Below are 26916 nucleotides of genomic sequence, written 5' to 3'. Positions count from 1 at the left end.
AGTCGTACTATAAAGTAATTTCAATTCCTAGTGTAAACTTCTTAGGGATAGGATAACCATTCCCGTTATACTCGCCATATTGATTGACAGCTTCAGGGTCAGGTAATTTCTTCGATGCTTTCCAGGTCAGCACATTATCCACTATTCCATATACCGCCAGATTTTTTAACCCAAACCTCTGAAAGACATTCTTGCCGAAATTATACCTGGCGATAATATTCTTTAACCTTACATAACTTCCGTTCTCCAGGAAGAATGATTGCGCTGAAGTGTAATAAAACCGGTAGGTGCCTATATCCAGCTTGGCGTAATCTGCTTTATCGCCATCCTGTCTCCATACGTTATATTTGCTTAAATCAGGCAGTGCAGTTCCAGCCAGGGTGGAGTTATTTCCTGCTGCGCTGAAACCAAAAGCATCAGCCTCATACAGGTTTAGTACATCCCTGTCTAGCGTGAAGTTCAGGAAAAACGACAGAGAAAAATTCTTGTAGTTAAAGGTATTGTTCCAGCCCCCGGTCCATTTTGGATTTGGATCGCCGCTGGGAATTTTATCCGGATTGATACCATTGTTATAGGAGTTAATCAGGAAGTCGCCATCCAGATCCTTAAGATAAAACATTCCGGGCCCATAGGCTCCGTTGCTGTTACCAAATAGTGCACCAGTATAAGGATTTACAGGTATGTCGTTTATAGTTGAGTATACTCCTAAAGTCTGAAAGAGATAGAATGAATTTATCGGACTGCCAATCGACAGTATATGCGAAGCGTCAAAACGATCTCCACTCATTACCAGGTCGCGTCCTCTGTTTGGCAGGCTCTTGATTCGATTCTTGTTGTAGGAAATATTGAAATTAGACAGCCATGTTATCCTGCTTTCTCTGGATAAAGGCTTGGCAGATAAGATGAGCTCTACACCTGAATTCCGCACGGCCACTGAATTGGTCTGAGCATAATCATAACCCGTATTGGTGGGTAACTGGACGGCGAAAAGCTGATTTGATGTTTCCCTGTTGTATATATCAGCTGAGATAGTATACTTGCCGCTATATAATTCGATATCAGTGCCTATATTCCAGCTATTGGACTTTTCCCATGTCAGGTCGTCCTGAGCAACGCCGTTGGTGTAATTAGGGGTAACTGCTGGTACGCCGTTATAGGAAGCTGCGGCACTGCCTGAATACGATCCTGCGTTTACCCGGTAGAGGCTGTAAGCCAGATAGTTTTCCCTCGGTAGATTACCGACACTACCATAGCTCGCTCTTATTTTAAATAGCGAGATGGCTGGATTATCTTTCAAAAAAGACTCCTCTGAAAGGAGCCACGCGACTGAAGCGGAGGGGAACCAACCCCATCGATTATTTTTACCGAACCTCGAAGATCCATCGGTTCTTAAGCTTCCGGAAAATATATAGCGGGAATCAAAGTCGTAACTTATGCGGGAATAATAGGAGAGAAGCCCCCATGCCTGGTAATCAGAATAACCATACAGAAAATCCTGGAGAAACCCTTGAACCACTTTGATTTGATCGGAACTGCCGGCGTCGCCAGAGGCCAATGTTACTTCATATTTGTCGTGCTGTACATCCTGGCCCACCAGCATTGTTAACGAATGCTTGCCAAAGGCATCGTTATACGTCAGGTAATTGGATGTCTGCCAGTTTTCCTGCGCCGAATTCCAGGTAGAAGAGTAGTTTCCCAGGTTGCTGTTAAGTACAGACGGTCTGTTGTAATTCCTCTTTCCTGTATTATAACCAAAAGACGTTTGCGATGTTAATGTCAGAACCGGTAGAATCTTCGCATTGATGTTTAAGTTCAAACTTAGTTGATTACTAATATTCTTGTCCAGATCTTCATCGAACCCACCTGTATAAAACGTCTTTTTACTTTCTGATAAGTTAAATAACGACGAAGGCATCGAACCCGCGCTCAAGGGGAATGGGCTGATGCCGTCCCCGTTACCTCTCGCCCTGTTTATATTGGTAAAGGCGATGATGGGATTGATCGTAATCCTTTCTTTGGCAGCCCTGCTCAGCAGGTTCAGACGTGAAGAAAATCGTTTAAGGCCAGTTGCCTTTACTACACCCTCTTCATCATAGTAAGCTGCACTAAACCGGTAGTTGGTGAGCTTATTTCCTCCTGCCATGCTGATATCTCCGTTATTGACCCTGCCCTTTTGATAGAAAAGATCCTGATAGTTTGTATGCCCGTTAAAGGCAGGATTTAAGCTGTCGGTCAGCAAAAAGGGAAGATTGGATAATTGAGAATAAGTGAGCTGTTCCTGAAGAATACCCATTTTTTGCGCCCTTTCCGCTGTTCCGAGTACAACATCTCTCAGGTTTGGTCTGACAACCATTCCCGAATAGCCATTTATCTTTATGACCGGATCACTGTTGATTCCAGGCTTGGTCGTAATCAATATGACGCCATTCGCGGCCCTTGAGCCGTATATTGCTGCCGCCGAAGCATCTCTGAGTACCTGAACGGATTCGATATCATTTGGGTTTATTCCGGCAAGAAAATTCGTTCCCGTACCAGTGTTGATATTGGCATATTGCTCCGTGGGCTGCGGCACTCCGTCTACTACATATAGCGGGCTGCTTAACAGCTGCGCTTCGTCATAACTATTACTAATGCCCGTGGTCCCTCTTACATAAACAGTAGAAACAGCCCCCGGCGATCCCGTGATGTTCTGTACATTCAAACCAGCCAGGCGGCCCTGTAAAATCATATCGAAACTGGCTGCCGGGATGTTTTCGAGATCCTTGCCAGATATACTCGATATAGCTGCCGTGTTTTTCTTTCTGGTAACAGATTGATATCCGATAATGACTACTTCATTAAGGTCGCTCTGTGATGATTCAAGTTTTATAACGACTGAAGTCTGTCCGTTTAACTTGTATTCCTGCCTTTCATACCCTACGGAAGAAATAATTAACGTTGCGTTGGGAGAGGCTGTGATTGTAAATTTTCCGTGCAGGTCAGTCATTACTCCGGTGGATGAACCTTTAATGACTACTGATACGAAATCCAGAGGCTGGTTCTTTGAGTCTCTTACGATGCCTGTTATTGTTGTTTGAGCAAAGAGGTTTTGCAGAAGACAGCAGGCGACAAGCACAAAAACGTATTTCTTTTTCATGAAATTTTTTTGTTGATGTTAGCAGAAGCTAAATGTGGAAGTAAAACGATGGCCCATGAGAGGCCGGCAATATGCAGATCTACCAGGTAGACCGTTTGCTTTTGCATCGAATGTGAGACTGTGCGTGTTGCTTTAATAAAACTGATTTCCTTTTTGTAAATTTTGTATTCATATTCCGATCTGTTAGAGTTTTTTATAAAAATAATTTGTTGTGGTATTGTTTTTCTCTTGTTTTTTACCTTCTTCTCAACGGATTTTAACTTTGTTTGTTAGTTTTCAATTGATTGCAGAAAGAAATGTGAAAAGTTATAACAAAACGGGTTTCTTTTTGAGAGATTCCGTTTTGTTATAACTCAGTTAAGCCATTAATATCCTGTATTCTGTTTTAAGTTCGGATTCTTCGCAAGCTCATCTGCCGGAATCGGAAATAAGGTGCGGGTTTGGGCCTGTGCATGGGGAGAGTGATTAAACCATTTTTTTGTTTGAAATACTCCAAAACGGATCAGGTCCTGTCTTCTGTGCGCTTCGGCGGCAAACTCCCATCCCAATTCATCCATGAAACGGCCGTACTGAATGTCGGCGCCACCGTTTACTTCCGCTACCGTGCCGTCCGTTGCCTGCAGTCCATATTGATATTTGCTTCCCTGCACGAGCTGGGCGCCTGTTACCGCCGCTTTAGCGGGATTATTCTTGAACGCGCGCTGTCTTACCTGAGTAACCAGTAAAGCCGCTGCATCAGCCCGGCCTGTCCTTAACAGAGCCTCTGCTTTCATCATCAATACATCGCCATATCTTAGAAATGGAAAGTCATTGTCGAGATTGCCTGTTGCATTTTGTTTAATAACATACTTTCCTATGCGGTAGCCCTGGTTGCTCTGCGCAACAATGCCGTTTGTTCCCCCCATACCTGGCACAACATTGACGTAGTTAATCACCACCTGTCCGGTCTGCGGATTTGTTTGAGGTCCCTGTATCCATGTGTCTTTCAGTCGGCTGTCTTCGGGGTCGTAGGTATTGATGAATTGAGGCACTGCACAGTTCCCGCCCCAGGGTTGTGCAGTCATCTGATAAACCGTGCGGCTTACCGGGTCGAGCGTCTTCATGTGCAGCTGGTTCCCTTTCCCATAAATCTCGTCATAAGGCACAGAGAAGATAATTTCTTTCGAGTTTTGATTCGTATAGGTAAATACGTCAGAATAATTAATGTCGAGAGAGTACTTATTGCTGTTTATAATGTCGTCTGCCTCTTTGATACATTTTTCCCATTCTGCTGTTCCTGCATAAACCTGAGAATTAAGATATATCTTGGCGAGGAGGGCCTTGACACCCCACTTGTTCAGCCTTCCGTAAGTAGCGCCAGCATCTTCGCTTAACAGAGGCATCACCTCGTTTAGTTCTTTAATCACGAAGTCGTACACCTCTTTCCTGCTCCGCTGTTTGGGTAATGTGCCGTCTTTAAAGTCAGTTACAATAGGTACATTTCCGTGATTGTCAAGCAAGAGGTAGTAAGCAAGTGCCCGTACCGCTCTTAATTCGGATATTGTTGCTTCTTTTGACGCTTCCAGTTGAATGGTGCCATCTTCCAGTTGGGAGATCACCATGTTCGCTTTATTGATGCTTGAAAAGGCATTCTGCCAGGTATTGTAAGGCTGCCATTCCTGGGTGGTCCAGGTGTGCTGATGCATCCGCCTGTACGTTCCGCCGTCATCCCAGCCATTTGGCCTCACAGGCGTGATGATGCAGTCTGCCGGTTCTTCCTGTAGGTCAAAATACCCCTGCCAGCCGCACATGAGGGTCCTCAAAGACGCATATGGGGGGGCAATAATAGAGGGAAGGTCTTTTTCGGTCGGTTTAAATTGAGCAGGAAGCACCTCCGAGAATACTTCTTCATCCAGATTGGTACAGGAGTTAAGCAACGCCATGATGATAATGGAGCCAGCTTTAAAATAATTGCCTATTGTCTTTTTCATGATTGTCTTACTTAAAATGTAACATTTACTCCGGCCGTGAAGGTGCGTGTAGTGGGATAAGCATCACGGTTTTCAATGCCGGGAGCAAATGTGAAATCGTTGTTGTAGCTCACTGCTTCCGGATCAAGACCTTTATATTTTGTAATAGTGAACAGGTTAAGTCCCGAAACATAGATCCGGGCGTTCTTTACTCCTTTAAGCTTCGCGGGGAGAGTATAGCCTAAAGTAATGTTGTCGATCTTAACGTAATCGGCCTTTTCAATGTAGTGGCTGACATAAACGAGATCGTTATTTAACTGTCTTCCGTAAACCGGGTCGTATGCCGTTTTAAGGGCATTGTAATCCTCATTCGCCGGATTTTCATAATACATCCTTTGCATATTAAGGACGTCGTGTCCAAATGCTCCCCGAACGTTTATTTCCAGATCGAAGCTTTTAATCTTAAACCGGTTGTTCCAGCCGGCGAGATGTTTCGGGATCCCGTTACCATAATACTGCCTGTCGTCAGCGCTCGACTCCGCAATGGGGATCGTACTTCCGTCTTTGCTTTCAACAAGCCATTTTCCGTTTTCATCCACGCCAACGCTTTTTAAAACAAAGAACTGACCGATAGCCCCGCCAGCTTTAACACGGTGAGTAGACTGTTGAATGGGCTCCCCGGTATATCCAGCATCGAAGAACTCGGCGGTCACATTGAACTGGTCATTCGACAGATTTTCGAGCATATTCTTGTTGGTAGAGTAGGTGATACTGGTGTTCCATGTTATGGTTTTTGTCTCTACAGGCCGCACGTTAATAAGCGCCTCGAAACCCGAATTTTTCATTGTTCCGGCATTTATGTACATTGTTTCATAGATAAACGGCGGGACAGGAACGCGGAAATTATACAGCAAGTCCTCTACTTTACGGCTGTAAAGGTCAAAAGATCCGGTTATCCTGTTCTTTAGCAGCCCGAAATCCAATCCGGCATTATATTCTTTCTTTTTCTCCCAGCGGAGGTACGGGTTGAAATTACGCGTTGGAACGAAGCCCTGTACCCATTTGCCGTTGATATAAGCTCCTTCAGCAAAGTCAAATGCGTAACTGCTTTGCGAAGCGTAGGGGTTACTGGCGATGGTTCCTGTCTCGCCATAACCGCCCCGCAGCTTCAGATCGGTGATTGCCGTGACGTTTTTCATGAAAGATTCTTTACTTATCCGCCATCCGACCGAAGCACCGGGAAAGGTGCCCCACTGGTCGTCGACTCCGAATTTTGACGATCCCTCCCGCCGGATACTGGCCATGAATAGATATTTTTCATTCCAGTTATAGGTTAACCTTCCGAAAAAGCCAGCCAGTTGCCATTTGCTCTTTTCACTGTTCATGGTCGAGAGTCCCCGTTGCAGCGCTGTTCCTGCTTCTATCTGGTTCCAGCTATAGGCATCTGTTGGAAAATCGAAGTTATATACATCAAAAGCTTCATAAACAGCGTCCTGCCAGCTATATCCACCAAGTAAGGTGAAGTTGTGATGGTTAATGCTTTTGGTATAGTTTGCTGTAAGTTCCAGCAAGTTTTCCTTATTCGAGTACGTGCTTCGTCCGGCCGTTCCGTTCAGGTTGTTTTTAGTTGTGTTGACATGCTGAAAAGTGGTGCTGTATCCGTTCAGGTTGTTGTTCTGAACTCTCGATACCAGCATTTTTAAACTAAGATCCTTAATTGGCCGGTAGTCGAGACTCCCGTTCATCCGGGTTTCTCTAAAAGTGTTGTCGTTGTTAGCTTCGTTTATTCTTCCCAGGGGATTGTCATAGTTGTATGCATCGCGCTCCTGCCATCTGCCGTCGGCTGTATATATATTATCTGTTGGGTTGCGTATTATTGCCTGCCGGTAAGCATACCCGTCTGCACCTCCTTGCTTTGAAGATGTAGTACGGGTGATGATTTGCAGGTTTGTTTTTAGTTTATCGTTAAACATAGAATGATTCAGGCCCGCGCGTACTGTTAATCTTTCTTGTCCCGTTTTCAGGAAGATCCCTTCCCAGTCTCTGTAGTTAATGGAGCCGGTATAATTGGTAGTTGAGTTTCCTCCGAAAAATGTGAGATTATGGTTCTGGCTGAAAGGCTTTTGTAAGATTTCATCCAGCCAGTTCGTATTGCCGCCTAAGTCGGTGTAGTTAACTCCTTCAGCGATGAGACGCCGGTAGTCATCGGCTGTCAGCATCTCCGGTTTTTTAACGATCGATTGAACATTGGCGTAGGCTGAATATTCAATACTGTTTCTGCTTTCAGATCTGTTCTGACGGGTAGTGATCAGGATTACGCCGCCTGTCGCCCTGGTGCCGTAAATTGAGGCCGCAGATCCGTCTTTCAGGACGTCTATAGCTTCGATATCTTCCGGTGCGACGGTATTGAGCGTGCCGGGTATACCGTCAATCAGTATGAGAGGTTCTGATGTGCCCGTAAGAGAATTTAGTCCCCTCAGGTTAATCTGCGTGCTGCCTGTCGGGTCGCCGGTCGGCGTCGTAATCCTGAGTCCTGCTACTTTACCCTGAACAAGCTGAGCGGCGTCCCTGACTGCGCCTTTTGTGAAGTTCTCTGATTTAACGGTGGCAATAGCGCTTGTAACTTCCCCGCGGCGCTGGGTGCCATAGCCAACTACCACTACTTCGTTTAAGCCCTGCGAGCTGTAGGATAGTTTAACAGATACTGTTTTTTGTCCGTTCAGGTTAACTTCAGAAGTCGTCATGCCAACAGCCGTCACCACCAGCACAGCTTTTCCCTCATAAGTAAGCTGGAAAGTGCCGTCTACCGAGGTAGCAACCCCATTGGAGGAGTTTTTGATTTTTACAGTCGCCCCGGGCACGGGTAGGTTGTCAGAGAGGGTGTCCAAAAAGTAAGGACACCCTTTTTTGTTTTCCCATTAATTCGTAAATTAATGGTGCTAATGAAAACAAGATCAAATGTACATTTTAAGGCGTTAACCTCGCAGCAGGTTGTGCTTTTTCCCTCGAACATAGGGGATCGGATTCCATCAGATCATCCTGTCCGTATTGTTAACCAAGTTGTTGAATCACTTAATATCGATGATATTCTTTCAGGATATAAAGGCGGCGGTACCAGCAGCTTTCATCCCAGAATGCTAATTAAAGTACTTTTCTACAGTTACTTCTGTAATATTTATTCTTGTCGAAAGATGGCTCAGGCCCTGCAGGAAAATATCCACTTCATGTGGCTATCAGGCAACAGTACCCCTGATTTCCGCACTATTAACGATTTTCGTGGTAAGCGGTTAAAGGATAAGATCCAGCATCTGTTTGCAGAACTGGTCCGTTTGATGGCTGATCTTGGCTATGTCAGTCTTGATATCCAGTATGTGGACGGCACCAAGCTGGAATCGGCTTCGAACCGGTATACCTTTGTATGGAAAGGCTCTACAGAGAAGAATAAAGCAAAGCTGGAAGAAAAAATAACCGGAGTACTTGGGGATATAGATAGGTCTATAAAGCATGATAAAGCGGAACTGGCCTCACCGGAAAAGCCAGGCGTTCCTGTAAGTTCAACGGAACTTAAGAACAGGATAGATGAACTGAACGGTCGTTTGGCAGAGCTGAACAAGCAACAAAAAAAAGAGGTTAAGAAGCTTGAAAAAGATGCACTTCCCCGACTTGAGAAATATGAAGCGCAACTGGAAACTTTAGGCACACGCAACAGCTACAGCAAGACCGATCAGGATGCTACTTTCATGCGGATGAAGGAAGACCATATGAAAAACGGCCAGCTTAAACCGGCTTATAATACCCAGATTAGTACCGAGAATCAGTTTATTACCAACTTTTCCATTCACCAGCGTGCCGGAGATACTGCCACTTTGACCCTCCACCTGGAGCAGTTCAAAGCACATTACAATAAACAATCAAAGAAAGTAGTGGCAGACTCAGGGTATGGAAGCGAGCAGAACTACCAGTGGATGGAGGATAATGATATTGAGGCTTTTATCAAGTACAATTACTTTCATAAAGAACAAAAACGCAGCTTTAAAAAGAATATATATCATGCCTCAAACCTGCCCTACGATGTGCAAGGGGATTACTTTATATGTCCGGCAGGCAAACGTATGATCAAAATGGAGGAATCTGAGCGCATCTCAGAGCTGGGGTATAAATCTAAGGTGAGCTGTTACAAAACAGAGAGCTGCCAGGGCTGTCCGCTCAGGAAAATGTGTTATAAAGGCGATGAAGACCGTAAAATTGAGGTCAACCATGCCTTAAGGGCCTTTAAGGAGAAAGTGAAGCAAAAGCTGTTAAGTGAAGAAGGTGTTAGGCTCAGAAAGAACAGAGCGATAGAACCAGAAGCTGTATTTGGTCAACTAAAAAGCAATAACAGGTTCAATCGATTCAGACTACGTACACTCCCTAAAGTAAATATCGAGTTCGGACTGGCCGCCATAGCACATAACTTAAGGAAAATGGCAGCAAAAGCTGCTTAAAAAGCCTAAATTGACGCGATTCATCATGATAACACAATGTCTATACGATCTAATGCAGCAATTAACTGCATTAAACATAAAGTGAAAAGCTATTTCATAAGAATCTGAAAAACTCCTACTCTCTTGTAAAAGGAAAGAGGGTGCCTTTTTGGACACCCCCTGCGAATAGGCATTTAAATAACAAAAAATGCCTAAAACGAACAATAGTAATTGTTTCTGTTTCATAATAAGTTATTGTTGATGTAGATGAAAGCCGGTTATTCTTTCGTTTAATAAAATTATTGTTAAACTGACGCTTTAACTTCTTACATTTTAGCCAACATAACTTACATATTAATGATATCCCGATACCGGTTTGGCCGCCCCGGACGGTTTAGTGGTGCCAGAAGTTAAAATAGAGGTAGTACCGGATAATTTTAATGTAAGCACGCATTTTTCCTCTCTATAATTTTGGAAAAACAAAAAAAGTACAATATGAAAGTAGAATGGAAAGGAGTTTATCCTGCAATAACCACTAAATTTACCTTAGATGATGAACTGGACTTTGATGCATATGACAAGAATATTGTTGCGCAGCTTGAGGCTGGGATAGACGGACTGGTTCTGGGCGGCTCGTTAGGAGAAGCAAGTGTATTGACTGACGATGAAAAGTTCGGATTGTTGCAACATACCAGGAAGCTGGTTGATAATAAGATTCCTCTGGTATTAAATATAGCAGAACAGGCTACCAAAGTAGCTGTAAATATAGCCAGGCGAGCTGAAGATTTAGGCGCGGATGCATTGATGCTGCTTCCCCCTATGCGATATAAAGCCGACGATCACGAAACAATAGTTTATTTTAAGGAAATAGCGAAGGAAACGTCTTTGCCAATCATGATCTACAATAATCCGATAGATTATAAGATTAATATTACATTAGACATGTTTGAAGAACTTGCAGAATGTAGTAATATTGAAGCTGTAAAGGAATCGACAAGGGATATCACTAATGTCACCCGTATGATTAACAGGTTTGGCGACCGTTATAAAATATTATGTGGTGTTGATCCCCTTGCTCTGGAAAGCCTGGTGATGGGGGCTGATGGATGGGTTGCCGGACTTGTTGATGCCTTTCCAAAAGAAACAGTTGCGATATTCCGCCTGGTAAAAGCCGGAAGAATAGACGAGGCGCTTAACATCTACCGTTGGTTCCTGCCGGTTTTAGAGCTTGATATCCACCCGAAACTTGTACAGTATATCAAGCTCGCCGAAGTAATGACAGGCATAGGCACAGAAACTGTAAGGGCGCCAAGGCTGTCTATCGAAGGTGCTGAAAGGGAAAAAGTATTGAATATAATCAACAAGGCTCTCGCTGTTCGTCCCGAATTGCCTGAAGGCAGCTGGGGCAGGCAGCCGGTAACCGCTTAATAAAAAGCAGATGGACGGAAGAAATATAGTTGCTGGCAACTATGTAAATTTTGAGACGGAAACATTTAAAGCTATAAACCCTGCGAATGGTGGGGAATTGGAGGGCGTATTCTTCAAAGCCGGAGACACGGCGGTGTCCGATGCCCTGGCGGCCGCCAGCCAGGCCTTTCAAATAAGTCGTGAGATTCCGGCAGCGCAACGGGCGGCTTTTTTAAGGGCGATTGCTTCGGAGATAACCTCATTGGCGCCCGCGCTGACCGAAAGGGCGGCTGCGGAAAGTGGATTACCACTGGGGCGGCTCAGCGGAGAAACCGGAAGGACTACTTCGCAGCTGAATATGTTTGCTGATCTCGTAGAAGAAGGGTCGTGGGTTGATGCTGTCATTGATACTGCCATGCCTGATCGGGTTCCTTTACCCAGGCCTGACATCAGGAAGATGCTGGTCCCCCTGGGACCTGTTGTCGTCTTTGGTGCGAGTAATTTTCCTCTGGCTTTTTCCGTGGCAGGAGGAGACACTGCCTCTGCCTTTGCTGCTGGCTGCCCGGTCATAGTGAAAGCCCATCCGGCTCATCCTGGTACCAGCGCGCTCGTAGGCCAGGCTATCCTGGCTGCAGTAAAAAGGACTGGAATGCCCGAAGGTATTTTTTCACTTTTGTATGATAACGGATATTCTGTAGGCGAACAACTCGTGCGGCATCCCGAAACCAAAGCTGTTACTTTTACCGGTTCGTTTAAGGGTGGAATGGCACTCGTGAAGATAGCACAGGAACGCGAGGTGCCGATCCCTGTGTTTGCAGAAATGGGAAGTATAAACCCCGTGGTTTTTTTACCGGAAGCAATAAAAGAAAGGGCCAGCGATCTTGCGATGAAGTATGCGGCGTCCATCACCCTGGGGGCCGGGCAGTTTTGTACCAATCCGGGCCTCCTTTTGGCTGTGAAGAATCCAGCGCTGGACTTCTTTATTTCAGAGTTATCTGAAGCGATAAAAAAAGTACAGCCCGCTGTGATGCTCACTCCGGGGATCTGCAGTAATTATAAAAAGCTTTCTGAAGAGGCCTTAGCGGCTCCTGGGGTTACGCTCCTGGCGCGATCTGAGGGCTTACCGGAATCTGGGGGTTATTCGTCCGTTCCTGTGTTCGCAAAGGTTTCGGCTGCCGATTTTATCGCAAATCCCCGGTTAAGGGAAGAAGTGTTTGGCCCGTTTTCTTTACTGGTGATTGCGGAGGGGCAGGAGGAACTTGAAAAAGTGGTCGACACTTTGGGTGGGCAGCTTACTATCACTGTGATGGCCGAACCTTCAGAACTCTTAGCATACCGCGGTTTTATTTACGACCTTGGCGCAAAGGCAGGAAGGCTTATACTAAACGGCGTTCCCACGGGCGTTGAGGTCTGCCCGGCAATGCAGCATGGGGGGCCATTTCCCTCAACCAACGACAGCAGGTTTACATCGGTAGGCACTTCGGCTATTTATCGGTTTGTACGCCCCCTGAGCTGGCAGGACTGGCCCGACGAATTGTTGCCTGCTGAACTGAAGAGTGATAATCCCTCAGGAATCTGGAGGAAGGTTAATAATAAATGGACTAAAGAATAAATGGCGGTTAAAACTTTTTTTTGTATTGATGCTCATACCTGCGGAAACCCGGTACGCCTGGTAGCCGGCGGTGGCCCTATCCTTAAAGGCGACAGCATGAGCGAGAAGCGTCAGCATTTTTTAAAAGAATACGACTGGATAAGAACCGGACTGATGTTTGAACCTCGTGGTCATGATATGATGTCGGGGAGCATTCTTTATCCGCCGCATAATCCTGAGAACGACGTTGCTGTGCTGTTTATCGAAACCAGCGGATGCCTGCCAATGTGCGGCCATGGTACAATAGGCACCATTACCATTGCCATAGAAGAGGGCCTTTTGCAACCGAAAGTGCCGGGCATTGTAAGGATGGAAGCTCCTGCAGGACTGGTGCTGATCGAGTACAAGCAGGAGGGGCACAAGGTAACATCTGTTAAATTACGTAATGTTCCGGCTTATCTTGCTGCCGAAGGTATAGAGGTTGAATGTCCCGATCTTGGTATGTTAACTATCGACGTTGCTTATGGCGGCAACTACTACGCCATCGTTGATCCGCAGCCAAATTTTAAAGGGCTGGAAAACTATAGTGCAGGACAGCTGATCAGCTGGAGCCGTGAGCTCAGAAAACGGATCAACCAGGAGTATCGCTTTGTTCATCCGGAAGATCCGACTATAAATACCTGCACTCATATTCTTTGGGCGGGAGCTACGTTGTCTCCTGAAGCGACGGCCCGAAATGCGGTGTTTTATGGGGATAAGGCCATCGACCGCTCTCCCTGCGGCACCGGCACTTCAGCACGTATGGCTCAGTGGTTTGCTAAAGGTAAATTGAAGCAAGGCGAATCATTCGTTCACGAAAGTATCATTGGAAGCAAGTTTACCGGAATTGTGGAAGATGTTGTAGCACTTGGCGACTATAAGGCAATTATTCCTTCGGTAGAAGGCTGGGCAAGAATATATGGATATAACACCATCAAAATAGACGATGACGATCCTTACGCTCATGGATTTCAGGTTATTTAAATTAGTTTCTGAAGATACAATATGGCGAGTGTAATTATTATAGGAGGAGGAATTATAGGTCTTTGTTCTGCAAAATTTTTGAATGAAGCGGGCTTTGATGTTACCATTCTCGAAAAAGGCGATTTAACGGATAGCTGCTCATTTGGAAATGCGGGCATGATCGTTCCAAGCCATTTTATTCCGCTCGCTGCCCCGGGCATGGTTCAGCAGGGCATAAAGTGGATGTTTAACAGTAAGAGTCCTTTTTATGTGAAACCTTCGCTCAGCGCCGACCTTCTGTCGTGGGGAATAAAGTTCTTAAAAAACGCCAATGCCGGTCATGTTGAACGGTCGGCAGTTCCGCTCCGCGACATCTCTCTGTTAAGTAAAAAGTTATACGAAGAGATGGATAGTCAGAAGGCATTCGAGTTCGGGTTTGTAAAGAAGGGGATCCTTATGTTCTATAAAACAGAGAAGGCAGCTGAGGAAGAAGCGCATGTGGTAGATAAAGCGAGAGAGCTGGGTATTGATATGGAAGTGCTTTCTGCCGCAGAATGCCGGGCTTTGCAACCTGATCTGAATATAGATGTTCTCGGAGCTGTCCATTACCGTTGCGATGCCCACATTTATCCCAATCAGTTCATCAACGGACTTGTTGACCTTCTTGAATCACGTGGCGTGAAGATCCTAAGGAACAGAGAGGTAAATAAGATCGAAGTCTCCGGGAACAACCTGAACTGTGTTTATACAGGAAACGAAAAATGGACAGCAGACCAGTATGTTATTGCTGGTGGTTCATGGTCGCCGTCAATTGCGGGGCTGGCGGGATTGAAAGTTCCCTTGCTTGCAGGTAAAGGATATTCCTTTATGGTAAAAGAACCCGAAAATCGAATGAAGATCCCTGCACTGCTCGCTGAAGCACGGGTTGCGGTAACACCAATGAACGGCAGTATTCGGTATGGCGGTACCATGGAAATAGGGAAGATTAATAATCATATCAATATCAACAGGGTTAAAGGCATCGTTGAGTCTGTCCCCAGGTATTTTCCCGATCTGAAACCCGATGTTCCAGCGGAAAAAGATATCTGGTTTGGTTTCAGGCCCTCATCTCCGGATGGCTTACCTTATATCGGGCGTAGCAGAAAATATTCTAACCTCACAATAGCAACAGGGCATGGAATGATGGGGTTGAGTCTGGGACCTGCCACAGGTCGCCTTGTAAGCCAGGTACTGCTTGGGGTGAAACCAGATATCTCCCTGTCGGCATTCTCCCCGGATCGCTTTTTTTAGCTAACTATCCGTTTTTTGCCTGTTTTTATACAAAAATCATGTGGTTTAAGTCTTAATTTAGCAAATACTTCTCATATTTTAACCCAGTAAGATAATATGTTTTTAATAATTAGGTAATATTCGTAAATTGAGAACTCAAATAACTGGGGCTCTTATGAAAGTATTACAATTTACCATTCCAGTCGCACACGACAAGAGTGTGATTGTTCAGCAGGATCATCTTCCTCATTTCTATCCCTATCTTCACCGGCATACAGAAGCGCAAATTGCCTGGATCCAGGAAGGAGAGGGCACTCTGGTCGTTGGAAACAATATGCACAGTTTTAAATCGGGAGAGGTGTATTTCCTTGGGCCTAATCAGCCACATTTGTTTAAAAGTAATCCCGAATACTTTACCGAGAGGAACGGCAAAACGATAAAGGCCCTGATGTTATTTTTTAATCCAATGGGGCCGCTGGCTTCTCTTTTTGGCCTTCCTGAAATGAAATCGCTAAAGTTCTTTATTGATCAGCATGCGCAGGGATTTAAGTTACCCTCAATGTATTACGACGATGTATCTCAATTGATGCTTGAAATAAAAAAATCTTCTGGTCCGGATCAGTTGATGCAGTTTTTCCTTCTGCTGAAATTCATGAACAAGATGCGAATCAAGCTTAATCCTCTATCATCTTTCGGCCATGCAACTACATTCAGTGAGAACGAAGGAATACGTATCAGCAATATTTATAACTACATTTTACAGCGTTATCATGAAGATATAACTCTTGAGGATGTTGCGAATGCCGCTCACATGACTCCCCAGGCATTTTGCAGGTATTTTAAGAAACATACCGGGCATACCTTTATCTCATTTCTAAACGAAACCCGTATTAACGAAGCCTGCAAAAAACTCACTGGCGGCAGGTTTGATAGCATCTCTGCTGTGGCATACACCTGCGGTTTTAATAGTATTACAAATTTTAACAGGGTTTTTAAAAGTATTATCGGAAATTCGCCCCGGGAATACTTAGATAACTATTTAAAAAACGTTGGTTAAAATACTGCATTAATGAATTTTGTTTACAAAACTTCTGAAACAGGGATGCTGAAAAAGTTTGCCTCCCGGGGATATCTTATTGTACTTTTAATTCTGGTCACCGCTCACGTCTCTGGCCAGGCTCGTCAGGAGACTCAATGGACATCAGACGGCTATTCCTACTATAAGCTTGAAAAAGGCGCTATCATTCAAACCGACAGCAGAACAGGTGTTAACACGGAAGTTGTAAGTACTAAAATGCTTACCATGCCCGGAAGCAGCACCGCTATTCCTGTCCGTCGTTTTATGTTCTCTGCCGACCGGCAAAAGCTTCTTATCATGAATAACACCAAAAGAGTATGGCGTTATGATACAAAGGGCGACTATTATCTGTATGACCTGAAAACCGGTACGTTGAAGCAATTAGGCAAGAGGTTGCCGTCTTCCTCACTTATGTATGCAAAAATCTCTCCCGACGGAACGAAAGCGGCTTATGTAAGCGCTCATAATCTCTATGTGGAGGATTTGCAGACCAGTAAGGTTAGCCAGCTCACTTTTGATGGGACGGATCGTGTAATTAATGGAACATTTGACTGGGTGTATGAAGAAGAATTTGGCTGCAGGGACGGCTTCCGTTGGTCGCCCGACAGCAAGAAACTGGCTTACTGGCAGATTGATGCGTCAAATATCCGCAATTACCTGATGATTAACACTACCGACTCAGTGTATTCATTTACCGTTCCGGTAGAATATCCGAAAGCAGGTGAAGATCCCAGCTCCTGCAGGATCGCAGTTATCGCCGCCGATGGGGGAAAACCGGTATGGATGAATGTACCAGGAGACGCCGTGCAGCATTACATTCCACGTATGGAATGGGCTTATAATTCGAATGAACTGATCATCCAGCAACTTAACCGGAAACAGAATGAAAGCCGGGTGATGTTATGTAATGCAGGTTCAGGAGCAGTAAAAACGATATATACAGAAAAGGATAATGCATGGATCGACATCAAATCAAGGTGGAATGACGACGACCCCTCAGGCTGGGAATGGATCAGCGGCGGCAAAGAATTCCTCTGGGTAAGCGAGAAGGACGGGTGGCGCCATATTTACAGGATTGACAGGAACGGAAAAGAGGTACTTGTCACAAAAGGAAATTATGACATCTCTTCAATTAACCTCATCGATGAAAAAGGTGGTTACATTTATTTCGATGCATCACCCTCGAACGCCACTCAGGCGTATTTATACAGGGTTCCGATCTCTGGTAAAAAACAAGCTGAACGAATCACTCCAGCTTTATATTCGGGTACAAACAGTTATCTGATATCGCCAAATGGAAAAGTGGCTTTTCACCGTTTTTCAAGCAGTTTAGTTTCTCCCGCCTCCGAACGGGTAGATCTCCCTTCCCATAAGACGATAGGTGCTAAGATGCCTCTGGATTCGCTGAAGAATAACAGGGCTGAGTTCTTTAAGGTTAAAACAGCTGAAGGTGTGGTTATGGACGGATGGATGGTGAAACCTGCCAGCTTCGATCCTTCGAAACGATATCCGGTTGTGTTTTATGTCTACGGCGAACCTGCTGGTCAAACCGTTACCGATTCTTACGGCACAGGATTTAACAGGCTCTATGAGGGCGATATGGCTAACGACGGTTATATTTACATGTCTGTTGAAAACAGGGGTGCACCGGCACCGAAAGGCCGGGAATGGCGTAAATCGATATATAAGAACATCGGGATACTGAACATCAGGGACCAGGCTATGGCTGCAAAAGAAATACTCAAATGGCCGTTTGTCGATTCGTCGAGGGTTGCAGTATGGGGCTGGAGCGGCGGAGGCTCCTCAACGCTTAACCTGCTGTTTCAATACCCTGAAATTTATAAAACAGGTATAGCAGTGGCTGCTGTTGCTAGTCAGCTCAGTTACGACAACATCTACCAGGAGCGGTATATGGGCAATCCCAAAGAGGACAAAAAACCGTTTATTGATGGCTCGCCGATCAGCCACGTTCAGAATCTTCGCGGCAACCTGTTATACATACACGGGACGGGGGATGATAACGTACATTATCAAAATGCCGAATTACTGATTAATGAATTAATAAAATACAATAAGCAGTTTCAACTGATGTCTTACCCCAACAGAACTCACTCCATCTCCGAAGGTGAGGGTACCAGGGAGCATCTTTCGGGCTTGTTTACGAACTTCCTGAAGTCGCATTGTCCTCCGGGGGGCAGGTAGACCATAATGCGCGGGCAAAGTAATTTTTCTGTTGCAAATTATTTTGCCCCCTTTTCATGCTTAATTTACCCCTGCTCTATATAGCTTTGAATAACGTTCTTTGCTTGCAGATGCACACCATTTGAATTTAAATAAAATGAAAAACTATTTAGTTCAGGGGATCTTCCTTTTATGCCTGGCTGCCAGCGGCCTTCGCGCACAACAAAACGATTGGGAAAATCCTGCCCTGATAGAACAAAACAAAGAAAAACCGCATGCTACATTTATGCTTTTTAACAAGGAGCAGGATGTAAAAGCCGACGACTATACCCGGTCGCCATTTTATCAATCACTAAACGGGAAATGGAAGTTTGTATACGTAGATAAGTATGCAGACCGCCTGAAGGACTTCCACAGGACGGACCTTGACGACTCTCACTGGAGTGAGCTGCCTGTTCCTTCAAACTGGGAGTTGAAGGGCTTCGGCATTCCGATCTATACTAATATTACTTACCCTCACCCGAAGAATCCACCCTATGTTGGGGAGGGTAATCCGGTAGGAACCTACCGCAAATCATTTACTGTTCCGGCAAGCTGGGACGGTCGCGAAGTGATGCTTCAGTTCGGATCAATAACGGGCTGTGCATTTGTCTACGTGAACGGGCAGAAGGTCGGACTGACAAAAGCGTCAAAATCTCCCGCGGAATTTAATATTACCAGGTATCTTAAGAAAGGACAAAACCTTCTTGCAGTGCAGGTTTTCCGCTGGCACGATGGCAGCTATCTTGAAGATCAGGACTTCTGGAGGATCAGCGGTATTGAAAGGGATGTATGTTTGTACTCGCTTCCGAAATTAAGCATCTGGGACTTCTTTTTAAAAGGTGATCTGGATTCTAAATATACCAACGGGTTATTTACCGCTTCAGTTGATCTGAGGCAGTTTTCGGGTAATAGTATTAAAGGAGGAAGCCTGTCTGTTTCGGTGGTAGACAAAGCTGGTAAAACAGTCTATAGCTCTCAAAAGGTTGTATCCATCGGCGCTGATTCTATACAAACCATAAATTTTAGCGGTACTGTCAGCAATCCTTTAAAATGGAGTGCAGAACATCCAAATCTTTATGATTGCATTATTAGCCTTAAAGACAATAAAGGTACCCTCCTGGGTCATACCGGCGCTAAAATAGGATTCCGGAAGGTTGAGATAAAAGATGCGCAACTAATGGTAAATGGAATGCCCATTTATGTTAAGGGGGCCAACAGGCATGAGCATGATGATGTGAACGGACATGTTCCTTCGAGGGAGCTAATGATGAAAGACATCATGCTGATGAAGCAGTTCAATATCAATGCCGTGCGTACCAGCCATTATCCCAACGATCCGCTGTGGTATAAGCTATGTGATCAGTATGGCCTCTATCTCGTGGATGAAGCAAATATCGAAACCCATGGAATGGGCGCTGAATGGCAAGGCTGGTTTGATAAGTCGAAACACCCGGCATATTTGCCGTTATGGGCTCCTGCACATATGGATCGCATTCATCGTTTGGTGGAAAGAGATAAAAATCACCCTTCTGTGATCATTTGGTCGCTGGGTAACGAATGCGGTAACGGCCCCGTATTTTATGAAGCCTATAAATGGATCAAGCAAAGGGACAATACACGGATGGTACAATTCGAGCAGTCAGGCGAGAGCGAGAATACCGATATCGTTTGTCCGATGTACCCCCGCGTAGAATCAATGAAAGAATATGCGAATGCACGGAAATCAAGACCATATATCATGTGCGAATATTCCCATGCGATGGGTAACAGCAACGGCAATTTTCAGGAATACTGGGATATCATCTACGGCAGTAAGCATATGCAGGGAGGCTTCATTTGGGACTGGGTAGATCAGGGTATGAAAACCACAACAAAAGACGGTCGTACCTTCTGGGCCTATGGCGGGGATCTGGGGGGATATCATCTTCAGAATGACGAGAACTTCTGTGCTAACGGTCTGATAGCAGCCAACAGAACACCTCATCCCGGACTGTATGAAGTGAAGAAAGTATATCAGAACATTCTGTTTAAAGACAAAGATGTTTCCAAAGGGCTTATCACGGTAGAAAACCTCTTCGATTTCACAAATCTCGATCAGTATAATTTCAAATGGGAGATGTACCTTAACGGTGAGAAAGTAAAAGACGGTACATTTTCTGTAAGCCTCGCACCTCACCAAAAGAAAGATGTGAAATTACAGGTGCCACAATTTAAGGCAGCTGCCGGAAGTGAATTCTTTCTGAATGTTTACGCCTATACGAAGTCGGGCACGGAGATGATTCCTGCAGGACACGAAATTGCGAGAGAGCAGTTTAAAACAGCCGGCGAGTATTTGGCCCGCGCCTCAGGTTCTGTCAGAAATGATCTTAAGATTGAAAGGGCCGGTAACCTGCTTAAATTTACTTCAGGAGCGGTAAACGGCGAGTTTAATACTAAAGAAGGTAGATTCACCCGCTTCTCTTCGGGGAAGAACGGATGGATCATAAGCGGATACCCTCAGCCGTATTTTTGGAGGGCACCAACAGATAACGATTTTGGAAGCAGGATGCCTTCTACACTGGGCATCTGGAGGAACGCACATGAAAATGCTGTTGTCAGAAATATCACTGTAGGAGAACAGGGAGATTCGGGTTTACCCATCAAAGTGGATTATGAACTGACCGGTATCGGCGTACCATATGTGGTAGATTACCTGATACAAAATGACGGATCAGTAAAAGTAACAGCTTCAATAGATATGACTGGCCGCGACCTTCCTGAATTGCCTCGATTCGGTATGCGGATGCAGCTGCCGGGACAGTATGAGAACCTTGAATACTATGGCCGCGGCCCCTGGGAAAATTATAGTGACCGGAAAACAGCGGCTTTCATTGGAAGATATAGCGATAAAGTAAGCAACCAGTACACTTTAAACTATATTCGGCCACAGGAAGGTGGTTATAAAACCGACGTGCGCTGGTTAAGCCTTACGGATGCCGATGGAAGAGGACTTAGGATTGAGGGCGAGCAGCCAATCTGTTTTAGTGCAATCAATAATCTCACAGAAGATCTGGATCCGGGGTTAACGAAGAAACAGCAGCACCCGGTAGATATCAAGCCGAGGAAAGACGTATATCTCAACATTGACCTGAAGCAAAGGGGGGTAGGAGGTGACGACAGCTGGGGTTCATTGCCGCACGATCAATATCGCTTGCTCGATAAAAAATACTCCTATAGTTATGTACTAATGCTAATGGATAAATAGAATTAAATGCTTAAAAGGTTCGCAATCCTTTGAGATTGCGGACCTTTTTATATTTCATCTATATTTCTTTGAATTTTATTCTGAAGCATTATATTTGCATTCAATTCCAAAAAAGGGGGGATTAGCTCAGCTGGCTAGAGCGTTTGCATGGCATGCAAAAGGTCATCGGTTCGACTCCGATATTCTCCACGTTGAAAATCAGGCTTTTAGGTAAAATCTTAAAAGCCTGATTTGTTTTTTGTGCACACGATTTGCACACAACTGCTATTTATAATTATAAAACTCCTGTTAGAAATGGAAACTATATCAATTATTGCAGCTCTTATCAGCATTGTCGCACTGGTTTGTTTTTTTATTCTTGTCAGCGATGTCGGCAAAATAAAAAACTATCTCGAAACATCTGGAAAAAAATCAGAGAACGTTTATTTAGATGAATTTAGAAAACATCAATTTTGGAGGAATGACCAAAAGGCAACCGAGCTTCTCAAGGATGCTTTTTGGTATGAAGCTTCAAAAATAAAATATAGTGTTCATCCTGAATCAGTGAAACTTAAAATGTACGATGATTTAAAAAACCGCTTTAGTAAGCCTTTGTCTCGATATCAAATTATTCCCCCGGACATAAATCCAAAAGAATAGAAGTAAGTACTTCACATGTAATCCAGTGGTGGGGCTCTTCAGTTTCGGTTTGCAGCTATTTAGAGCGATCTTATAAAGTCCAGATTCTATAATGAGTTAGAATACGTCCACTTCTAGTGAAAGCAATTTCAAATTCTTTCTTTTTGTACAATCGTAAGGCAGATATTCAGAGAAACATTATGCAGCCGGTATTGAATGGCATTGACATATTCCTGTTGAACGGCGATAAGACGAAACGCCTCGGATTGTTAACTAATAATGCAGCGGTCACAAGGGATTATATCGCCTCGCGAAAGGCGCTTCTTAATCACGGTTATCACCTGGTAAAGCTTTTCTCTCCCGAACACGGTTTAGATACTACCGGAGAAGATGGCCATTTGATGAATTCCTGTACCGATACACTTACGGGTTTACCTGTAGTCAGTCTTTACGGAGATAAGTTAGCTCCCGATGATGCAGATCTTGCGGATATAGACCTTGTACTGGTCGACTTACCTGATATCGGCAGCAGGTTCTATACCTACTTATGGACAATGACGTGGGTAATGGAAAGTTCTGCCCGGTATAACAAGCCTTTGATAATACTGGATCGTCCCAATCCTATATCCGGACAGCTTTCCCTCGCCGAAGGTCCATTTCTGGATGAAAAGTTTGCAAGCAGTTTTATTGGCAGATGGGAAATGCCCCTCAGGCATAGCTGTACGTTAGGCGAGCTGGCCTTGTATTTCAATGCGACAAGGAACTTAAACTGTCCTGTGGATGTGGTCCGTTGTGAGGGTTGGACAAGAGAGATGATGTTTCATGATTGGTCGGCCTCCTTTGTTCCTGCTTCTCCCGCAATAAGTAGCTTTGAATCGGCTCTGTTGTACCCCGGACTTTGTTTGCTTGAGGCGACAAATTTAAGCGAGGGCAGGGGTACGGCTGTTCCTTTCCGGGTAGCGGGAGCTCCCTGGATGGAATCGCGGCTTATAGCCGAACAGTTCAATTCATTAGAAATCGAAAACGTACGGGCAAGAGAAATAAGTTTTATACCCGGCGCGGGAAAATACGGGAACCTTTCGTGTAAAGGCATTATGTTGCATGTAAGCGCCCCCCGGAGTTTTTATCCCGTGCGGACGGGATTGTTGCTCTTGAAAACGATAATCGATACTCACAGAGAAGAGTTTCACTGGGAAACATATAAAACTCATGTTAACAAAAGCGGCGAGCATCATCTTGATTTGCTTTTGGGCCGCAGCAATAGTCTCCGGTTATTTGAGGCTGATATGTCTTATTTCTCTGATAATATTGCTCTACTAACCGATGCAAGCCGGTGGGAAACTATGGTGGCCGCATTTCTGCTGTACAATTAACGACGATTACGTCTAAAACTCCGTTTTATTGCAGAGATAGTAAAAATAGTGATAAAGATCACGTCTTTTTGACACTTATTTTATAACCAATTTAAACTCGATACCGTAAACAGGAATAATCGGATTATTGAAAAGGGATTAACGATTAGGGGAATTGTACATGAACGGTCAAAAGACAGATGCTCACATTGGTCGAAATGTGAGGGCAATTAGAGAAATTAGGGGCATAAAACAGGGGAACTTGGCTTCTGCACTCTCATATAGTCAGCAGAAGATCTCTAAATTAGAACAAGCTGAAAGCATAGACGAAAATGTTCTCTGCCGGATAGCAGATGTGCTTCAGGTTAGTGTAGAAACGATTATTAGTTTTAATCAGGAAACCGTTATCAATAATCAGGTCGTTAGTGATACGCGCCATACTAATGCAATGACAGCGCAAGCTGACTTCAAACTTTTTAGCAAGATAATGGAGCTTTACGAACGATTGCTAGAAAGTGAGAAAGATAAAAATCTGATCCTTGCAACATTGAAGATACAGGAGGAAGCTACTCTGGGTGTATATTCTGAAGATCTTCATACCGTAAAGAAGATCGCATGATCTTATAAGCCTGCGTTCCCTCTGCAAAGGCCGTTGGTTGTGGCATTGATAAGGTGGGTGCATTGAAAAGAAAATATCCGCAATACATATTTAGCGTAGCTGTAATCTTAAGGTTACAGCTTTTTTTTAATAAAATTTGCAGTATAAACTATTAATCGTAATATTGCAATGTATTATGGGGATTACAAAAACAGAAATATTTTCGGAAGAGCAGAATCGGATGGCTGTGATGCTGAAAGCAATTGCGCATCCGGCCAGAATTGCCATCTTGCAACAGATCATTAAAGCCAACGCCTGTATTTGCGGCGATCTTGTTGACGAGCTGGGGCTGGCTCAGGCAACCATCTCTCAGCACCTTAAAGAACTTAAGAATGCCGGATTAATTCAGGGGACGATAGAAGGTGTAAGTGTATGCTATTGTATAAATCCCACTGTCTGGAAAGATCTTCAGTCGCATCTGAATAACTTTTTTTCTTCTTATAAAGGACAAGCGGACTGCTGCTAAAAAAAATTTATAATCATATATCGTAATATTGCAATATCATTTATTAAATCATCATGGAAAATTCAGAAAAATTAAAGGAACTGGTGAGACAAAAGTACAGTGAGATAGCCCTTCAGGACAAAGAAACAAATCAATCGTCCTGCTGCGGGTCGTCCTGTTGCTCTACCGAAGTATATAATATCATGAGTGACGAATATTCCACTATGGAAGGATATAATCCTGAAGCGGATTTAGGCCTGGGATGTGGTTTGCCAACGCAGTTTGCTCAGATTAAAAAAGGGGATACTGTTATTGACTTAGGAAGCGGTGCCGGCAACGACTGCTTTGTTGCAAGGGCAGAGACTGGAGAGTCGGGTAAAGTGATAGGAATTGATTTTACTCCTGCAATGATTGAGAAGGCCAGGACAAATGTTGAGAAACTTGGATTTAATAATGTGGAGTTTCGCCAGGGCGATATCGAAAAAATGCCTGTTACTGCTAACACGGCTGATGTAATCGTAAGCAATTGTGTACTGAATCTCGTTCCGAATAAAGAGGCAGTTTTTCAGGAAATCTACAGGGTGCTAAAGCCGGGCGGGCATTTCAGCATATCCGATATCGTGCTGTCAGGAGAGTTACCCGAAACCCTGGTAAAGGATGCCGAAATGTATGCCGGTTGCGTTGCCGGAGCTGTACAGAAAGAGGAGTATCTGCAATTCATCAATTCCGCGGGATTTAGAAATGTTATCGTCCAGAAGCAAAAAGCAATTGTCATTCCTGATGATATCCTTAAACGTTATCTCTCTGAAAATGAAATAGAAAGTTTTAAGTCAGGCAATACCGGCATCTTAAGCATCACAGTTTTTGGTGAAAAGCCCGCAGAAGTAAATTCGGGTTGCTGTACTCCGGGTTCAGGATGTTGTAATTAATGTTGAATAAATTATTTAAATGAAGAATATTTTAGTGTTATGTACCGGCAATAGTTGCCGTAGTCAGTTAGCGGAAGGTTACCTGAGGCATTTTGCAGGTGATAAAGCGAGTGTTTACAGTGCAGGGATAGAAACGCACGGCGTAAATCCGAAAGCGATACAGGTGATGGCAGAAGACCATATCGATATCTCTAAGCATACTTCTAATCATGTAGATGAATATCTTTCGGTTCCGTTCGACTATGTTATCACCGTTTGCGATAACGCGAAAGAGGCCTGTCCTTTCTTTCCTGGCAATGTAGAACGGTTTCACTATAATTTTCCTGATCCCGCTAAAGCTCAGGGAACACCGGAAGAGATCATGGAAGAGTTCAGGCGGGTGAGAGACATGATTAAAGTGTATGCCGCTGATTTCGTGAATAAGCATATTTTAAAATAATAATATGAGTGCAAATAACTGTGCCCCGGCGGCCGGACGCAAAAAGTTGGGTTTTTTAGACCGGTACTTAACTCTCTGGATATTTCTGGCAATGGGTATCGGGGTCGCGCTCGGGTATTTTGTTCCCTCATCGGCCACCTTCATCAATTCATACTCCAGCGGAACAACCAATATTCCTTTGGCTATCGGCTTAATACTGATGATGTATCCGCCACTTGCCAAAGTGAAATACGAAAGCCTCGGTGAGGTTTTCCGGAACACGAAGATACTCAGTGCTTCCCTGATATTGAACTGGGTTATCGGCCCTGTTCTGATGTTCATCCTGGCCGTTACTTTTCTTCATGACAAGCCCGAGTACATGATCGGGCTGATTATGATTGGACTTGCACGCTGCATCGCTATGGTTATAGTATGGAATGAGCTTGCTGAAGGAAGCAGGGAATATGCAGCCGGTCTGGTGGCGCTGAACAGCATTTTCCAGGTATTGCTGTATAGCGTGTATGCTTACGTATTTATCACAGTGCTTCTCCCGCTGTTCGGTATGGAAGGGTCTGTGGTAGATGTAAGTATGGGCGAGATCGCAAAATCCGTAGGTATTTATTTAGGAATTCCCTTTGCTGCAGGAGTGATCAGCCGTTGGCTGCTGATTAAATTCAAAGGACCTGAATGGTTCTCAGAGAAGTTCATTCCTTTTATTTCACCTGTCACCCTCATCGCTTTGCTGTTTACCATTGTGGTGATGTTCAGTTTAAAAGGAGAGCTGATTGTTCAGATCCCATTCGACGTGGTACGCATTGCTATTCCCCTGGTGATTTACTTTGCCATTATGTTCATCGTGAGCTTCTTTTTTGGCAAATCGTTGGGAGCAGATTATTCCCAGAACGCATCTATTGCCTTTACCGCTGCCGGTAATAATTTTGAACTTGCCATTGCTGTCGCCATCGGAGTCTTCGGAATAAACTCCGGACAAGCCTTTGCCGGTGTTATCGGACCTCTCGTTGAAGTTCCGGCCCTGATAGCGCTGGTGAATGTAGCCTTCTGGCTGCGTAATAAATACTATCCTAAGGCTGCCATTTTAAGCAAGTGAATATTAAAATAGCTCGTTCAAAACCA

18 protein-coding genes and 1 tRNA gene are annotated in these 26916 nt (G+C 44.4%); 16 read left to right on the top strand and 3 right to left on the bottom strand.

Annotated features, from left to right (window positions below; translation table 11 throughout):
* Positions 1-7: 7 nt before the first annotated feature.
* The 3 genes from BDE36_RS14835 to BDE36_RS14825 form a co-directional block, all read right to left on the bottom strand.
* Entirely contained in the window at positions 8-3136 is a 3129-nt protein-coding gene (locus BDE36_RS14835) for a SusC/RagA family TonB-linked outer membrane protein (protein ID WP_141815496.1), read from the bottom strand.
* 365 nt (positions 3137-3501) lie between these two features.
* The gene (locus BDE36_RS14830; protein WP_141815495.1) at positions 3502-5106 is read right to left on the bottom strand and encodes a RagB/SusD family nutrient uptake outer membrane protein; all 1605 of its coding nucleotides are present in this window, start codon (positions 5104-5106) and stop codon (positions 3502-3504) included.
* A gap of 11 nt (positions 5107-5117) precedes the next feature.
* Positions 5118-7973: a SusC/RagA family TonB-linked outer membrane protein gene (locus BDE36_RS14825; RefSeq protein ID WP_141815494.1), complete on the bottom strand. Its 2856-nt coding sequence runs from the start codon at positions 7971-7973 to the stop codon at positions 5118-5120.
* A 54-nt stretch (positions 7974-8027) separates the two neighbouring features.
* Between BDE36_RS14825 and BDE36_RS14820 the strand changes: the two genes are divergently transcribed.
* From BDE36_RS14820 to arsB, 16 genes are all read left to right on the top strand, one after another.
* Positions 8028-9569, top strand: coding sequence for an IS1182 family transposase (locus BDE36_RS14820; RefSeq protein ID WP_141813451.1), 1542 nt, complete (start codon positions 8028-8030; stop codon positions 9567-9569).
* Between the two features lie 474 nt (positions 9570-10043).
* Positions 10044-10976 carry a dihydrodipicolinate synthase family protein gene (locus tag BDE36_RS14815; RefSeq protein WP_141815493.1) on the top strand — a complete coding sequence of 311 codons (933 nt, stop codon included), beginning with the start codon at positions 10044-10046 and terminating at the stop codon, positions 10974-10976.
* A 10-nt stretch (positions 10977-10986) separates the two neighbouring features.
* On the top strand, positions 10987-12567 hold the full coding sequence (locus BDE36_RS14810; RefSeq protein ID WP_141815492.1) for an aldehyde dehydrogenase (NADP(+)): 1581 nt from the start codon (positions 10987-10989) through the stop codon (positions 12565-12567).
* The gene (locus tag BDE36_RS14805; protein WP_141815491.1) at positions 12568-13569 is read left to right on the top strand and encodes a 4-hydroxyproline epimerase; all 1002 of its coding nucleotides are present in this window, start codon (positions 12568-12570) and stop codon (positions 13567-13569) included.
* A gap of 21 nt (positions 13570-13590) precedes the next feature.
* Positions 13591-14838 carry an NAD(P)/FAD-dependent oxidoreductase gene (locus BDE36_RS14800; RefSeq protein WP_141815490.1) on the top strand — a complete coding sequence of 416 codons (1248 nt, stop codon included), beginning with the start codon at positions 13591-13593 and terminating at the stop codon, positions 14836-14838.
* A 154-nt stretch (positions 14839-14992) separates the two neighbouring features.
* Positions 14993-15874, top strand: coding sequence for an AraC family transcriptional regulator (locus tag BDE36_RS14795; protein ID WP_141815489.1), 882 nt, complete (start codon positions 14993-14995; stop codon positions 15872-15874).
* Between the two features lie 12 nt (positions 15875-15886).
* A complete protein-coding gene (locus BDE36_RS14790) occupies positions 15887-18097 on the top strand; it encodes a S9 family peptidase (RefSeq protein WP_235904522.1) in 2211 nt (736 codons plus the stop codon).
* A gap of 136 nt (positions 18098-18233) precedes the next feature.
* A complete protein-coding gene (gene lacZ / locus BDE36_RS14785) occupies positions 18234-21362 on the top strand; it encodes a beta-galactosidase, LacZ type (protein ID WP_141815488.1) in 3129 nt (1042 codons plus the stop codon).
* 115 nt (positions 21363-21477) lie between these two features.
* Positions 21478-21551: transfer RNA gene (locus tag BDE36_RS14780), tRNA-Ala, on the top strand.
* Between the two features lie 105 nt (positions 21552-21656).
* On the top strand, positions 21657-22001 hold the full coding sequence (locus tag BDE36_RS14775; RefSeq protein WP_141815487.1) for a hypothetical protein: 345 nt from the start codon (positions 21657-21659) through the stop codon (positions 21999-22001).
* A gap of 116 nt (positions 22002-22117) precedes the next feature.
* Entirely contained in the window at positions 22118-23353 is a 1236-nt protein-coding gene (locus BDE36_RS14770) for an exo-beta-N-acetylmuramidase NamZ family protein (RefSeq protein WP_202618220.1), read from the top strand.
* A 160-nt stretch (positions 23354-23513) separates the two neighbouring features.
* Positions 23514-23951, top strand: coding sequence for a helix-turn-helix domain-containing protein (locus tag BDE36_RS14765; protein WP_141815486.1), 438 nt, complete (start codon positions 23514-23516; stop codon positions 23949-23951).
* A 175-nt stretch (positions 23952-24126) separates the two neighbouring features.
* Positions 24127-24456, top strand: coding sequence for an ArsR/SmtB family transcription factor (locus tag BDE36_RS14760; RefSeq protein ID WP_128767595.1), 330 nt, complete (start codon positions 24127-24129; stop codon positions 24454-24456).
* Positions 24457-24509: 53 nt separating this feature from the next.
* Positions 24510-25364, top strand: a complete 855-nt coding sequence (locus BDE36_RS14755) for an arsenite methyltransferase (protein ID WP_141815485.1) — start codon at positions 24510-24512, stop codon at positions 25362-25364.
* Between the two features lie 19 nt (positions 25365-25383).
* Positions 25384-25803, top strand: a complete 420-nt coding sequence (locus BDE36_RS14750) for an arsenate reductase ArsC (RefSeq protein ID WP_141815484.1) — start codon at positions 25384-25386, stop codon at positions 25801-25803.
* A gap of 4 nt (positions 25804-25807) precedes the next feature.
* Complete coding sequence (gene arsB, locus BDE36_RS14745; RefSeq protein WP_141815483.1) at positions 25808-26890, top strand: ACR3 family arsenite efflux transporter; 1083 nt, start codon at positions 25808-25810, stop codon at positions 26888-26890.
* Positions 26891-26916: the final 26 nt, after the last annotated feature.

Source organism: Arcticibacter tournemirensis (genome assembly GCF_006716645.1).
Lineage (GTDB): Bacteria > Bacteroidota > Bacteroidia > Sphingobacteriales > Sphingobacteriaceae > Arcticibacter > Arcticibacter tournemirensis.
This window is presented reverse-complemented; position numbering and strand designations above follow the sequence as displayed.

Excerpts from the sequence above, each read along its gene's own strand:
- BDE36_RS14835 (WP_141815496.1), bottom strand. The coding sequence starts at position 3,136 with ATGAAAAAGAAATACGTTTTTGTGCTTGTCGCCTGCTGTCTTCTGCAA.
- BDE36_RS14830 (WP_141815495.1), bottom strand. The coding sequence starts at position 5,106 with ATGAAAAAGACAATAGGCAATTATTTTAAAGCTGGCTCCATTATCATC.
- BDE36_RS14820 (WP_141813451.1), top strand. The coding sequence starts at position 8,028 with ATGAAAACAAGATCAAATGTACATTTTAAGGCGTTAACCTCGCAGCAG.
- BDE36_RS14815 (WP_141815493.1), top strand. The coding sequence starts at position 10,044 with ATGAAAGTAGAATGGAAAGGAGTTTATCCTGCAATAACCACTAAATTT.
- BDE36_RS14810 (WP_141815492.1), top strand. The coding sequence starts at position 10,987 with ATGGACGGAAGAAATATAGTTGCTGGCAACTATGTAAATTTTGAGACG.
- BDE36_RS14805 (WP_141815491.1), top strand. The coding sequence starts at position 12,568 with ATGGCGGTTAAAACTTTTTTTTGTATTGATGCTCATACCTGCGGAAAC.
- BDE36_RS14800 (WP_141815490.1), top strand. The coding sequence starts at position 13,591 with ATGGCGAGTGTAATTATTATAGGAGGAGGAATTATAGGTCTTTGTTCT.
- BDE36_RS14795 (WP_141815489.1), top strand. The coding sequence starts at position 14,993 with ATGAAAGTATTACAATTTACCATTCCAGTCGCACACGACAAGAGTGTG.
- BDE36_RS14790 (WP_235904522.1), top strand. The coding sequence starts at position 15,887 with ATGAATTTTGTTTACAAAACTTCTGAAACAGGGATGCTGAAAAAGTTT.
- lacZ (WP_141815488.1), top strand. The coding sequence starts at position 18,234 with ATGAAAAACTATTTAGTTCAGGGGATCTTCCTTTTATGCCTGGCTGCC.
- BDE36_RS14775 (WP_141815487.1), top strand. The coding sequence starts at position 21,657 with ATGGAAACTATATCAATTATTGCAGCTCTTATCAGCATTGTCGCACTG.
- BDE36_RS14765 (WP_141815486.1), top strand. The coding sequence starts at position 23,514 with ATGAACGGTCAAAAGACAGATGCTCACATTGGTCGAAATGTGAGGGCA.
- BDE36_RS14760 (WP_128767595.1), top strand. The coding sequence starts at position 24,127 with ATGGGGATTACAAAAACAGAAATATTTTCGGAAGAGCAGAATCGGATG.
- BDE36_RS14755 (WP_141815485.1), top strand. The coding sequence starts at position 24,510 with ATGGAAAATTCAGAAAAATTAAAGGAACTGGTGAGACAAAAGTACAGT.
- BDE36_RS14750 (WP_141815484.1), top strand. The coding sequence starts at position 25,384 with ATGAAGAATATTTTAGTGTTATGTACCGGCAATAGTTGCCGTAGTCAG.
- arsB (WP_141815483.1), top strand. The coding sequence starts at position 25,808 with ATGAGTGCAAATAACTGTGCCCCGGCGGCCGGACGCAAAAAGTTGGGT.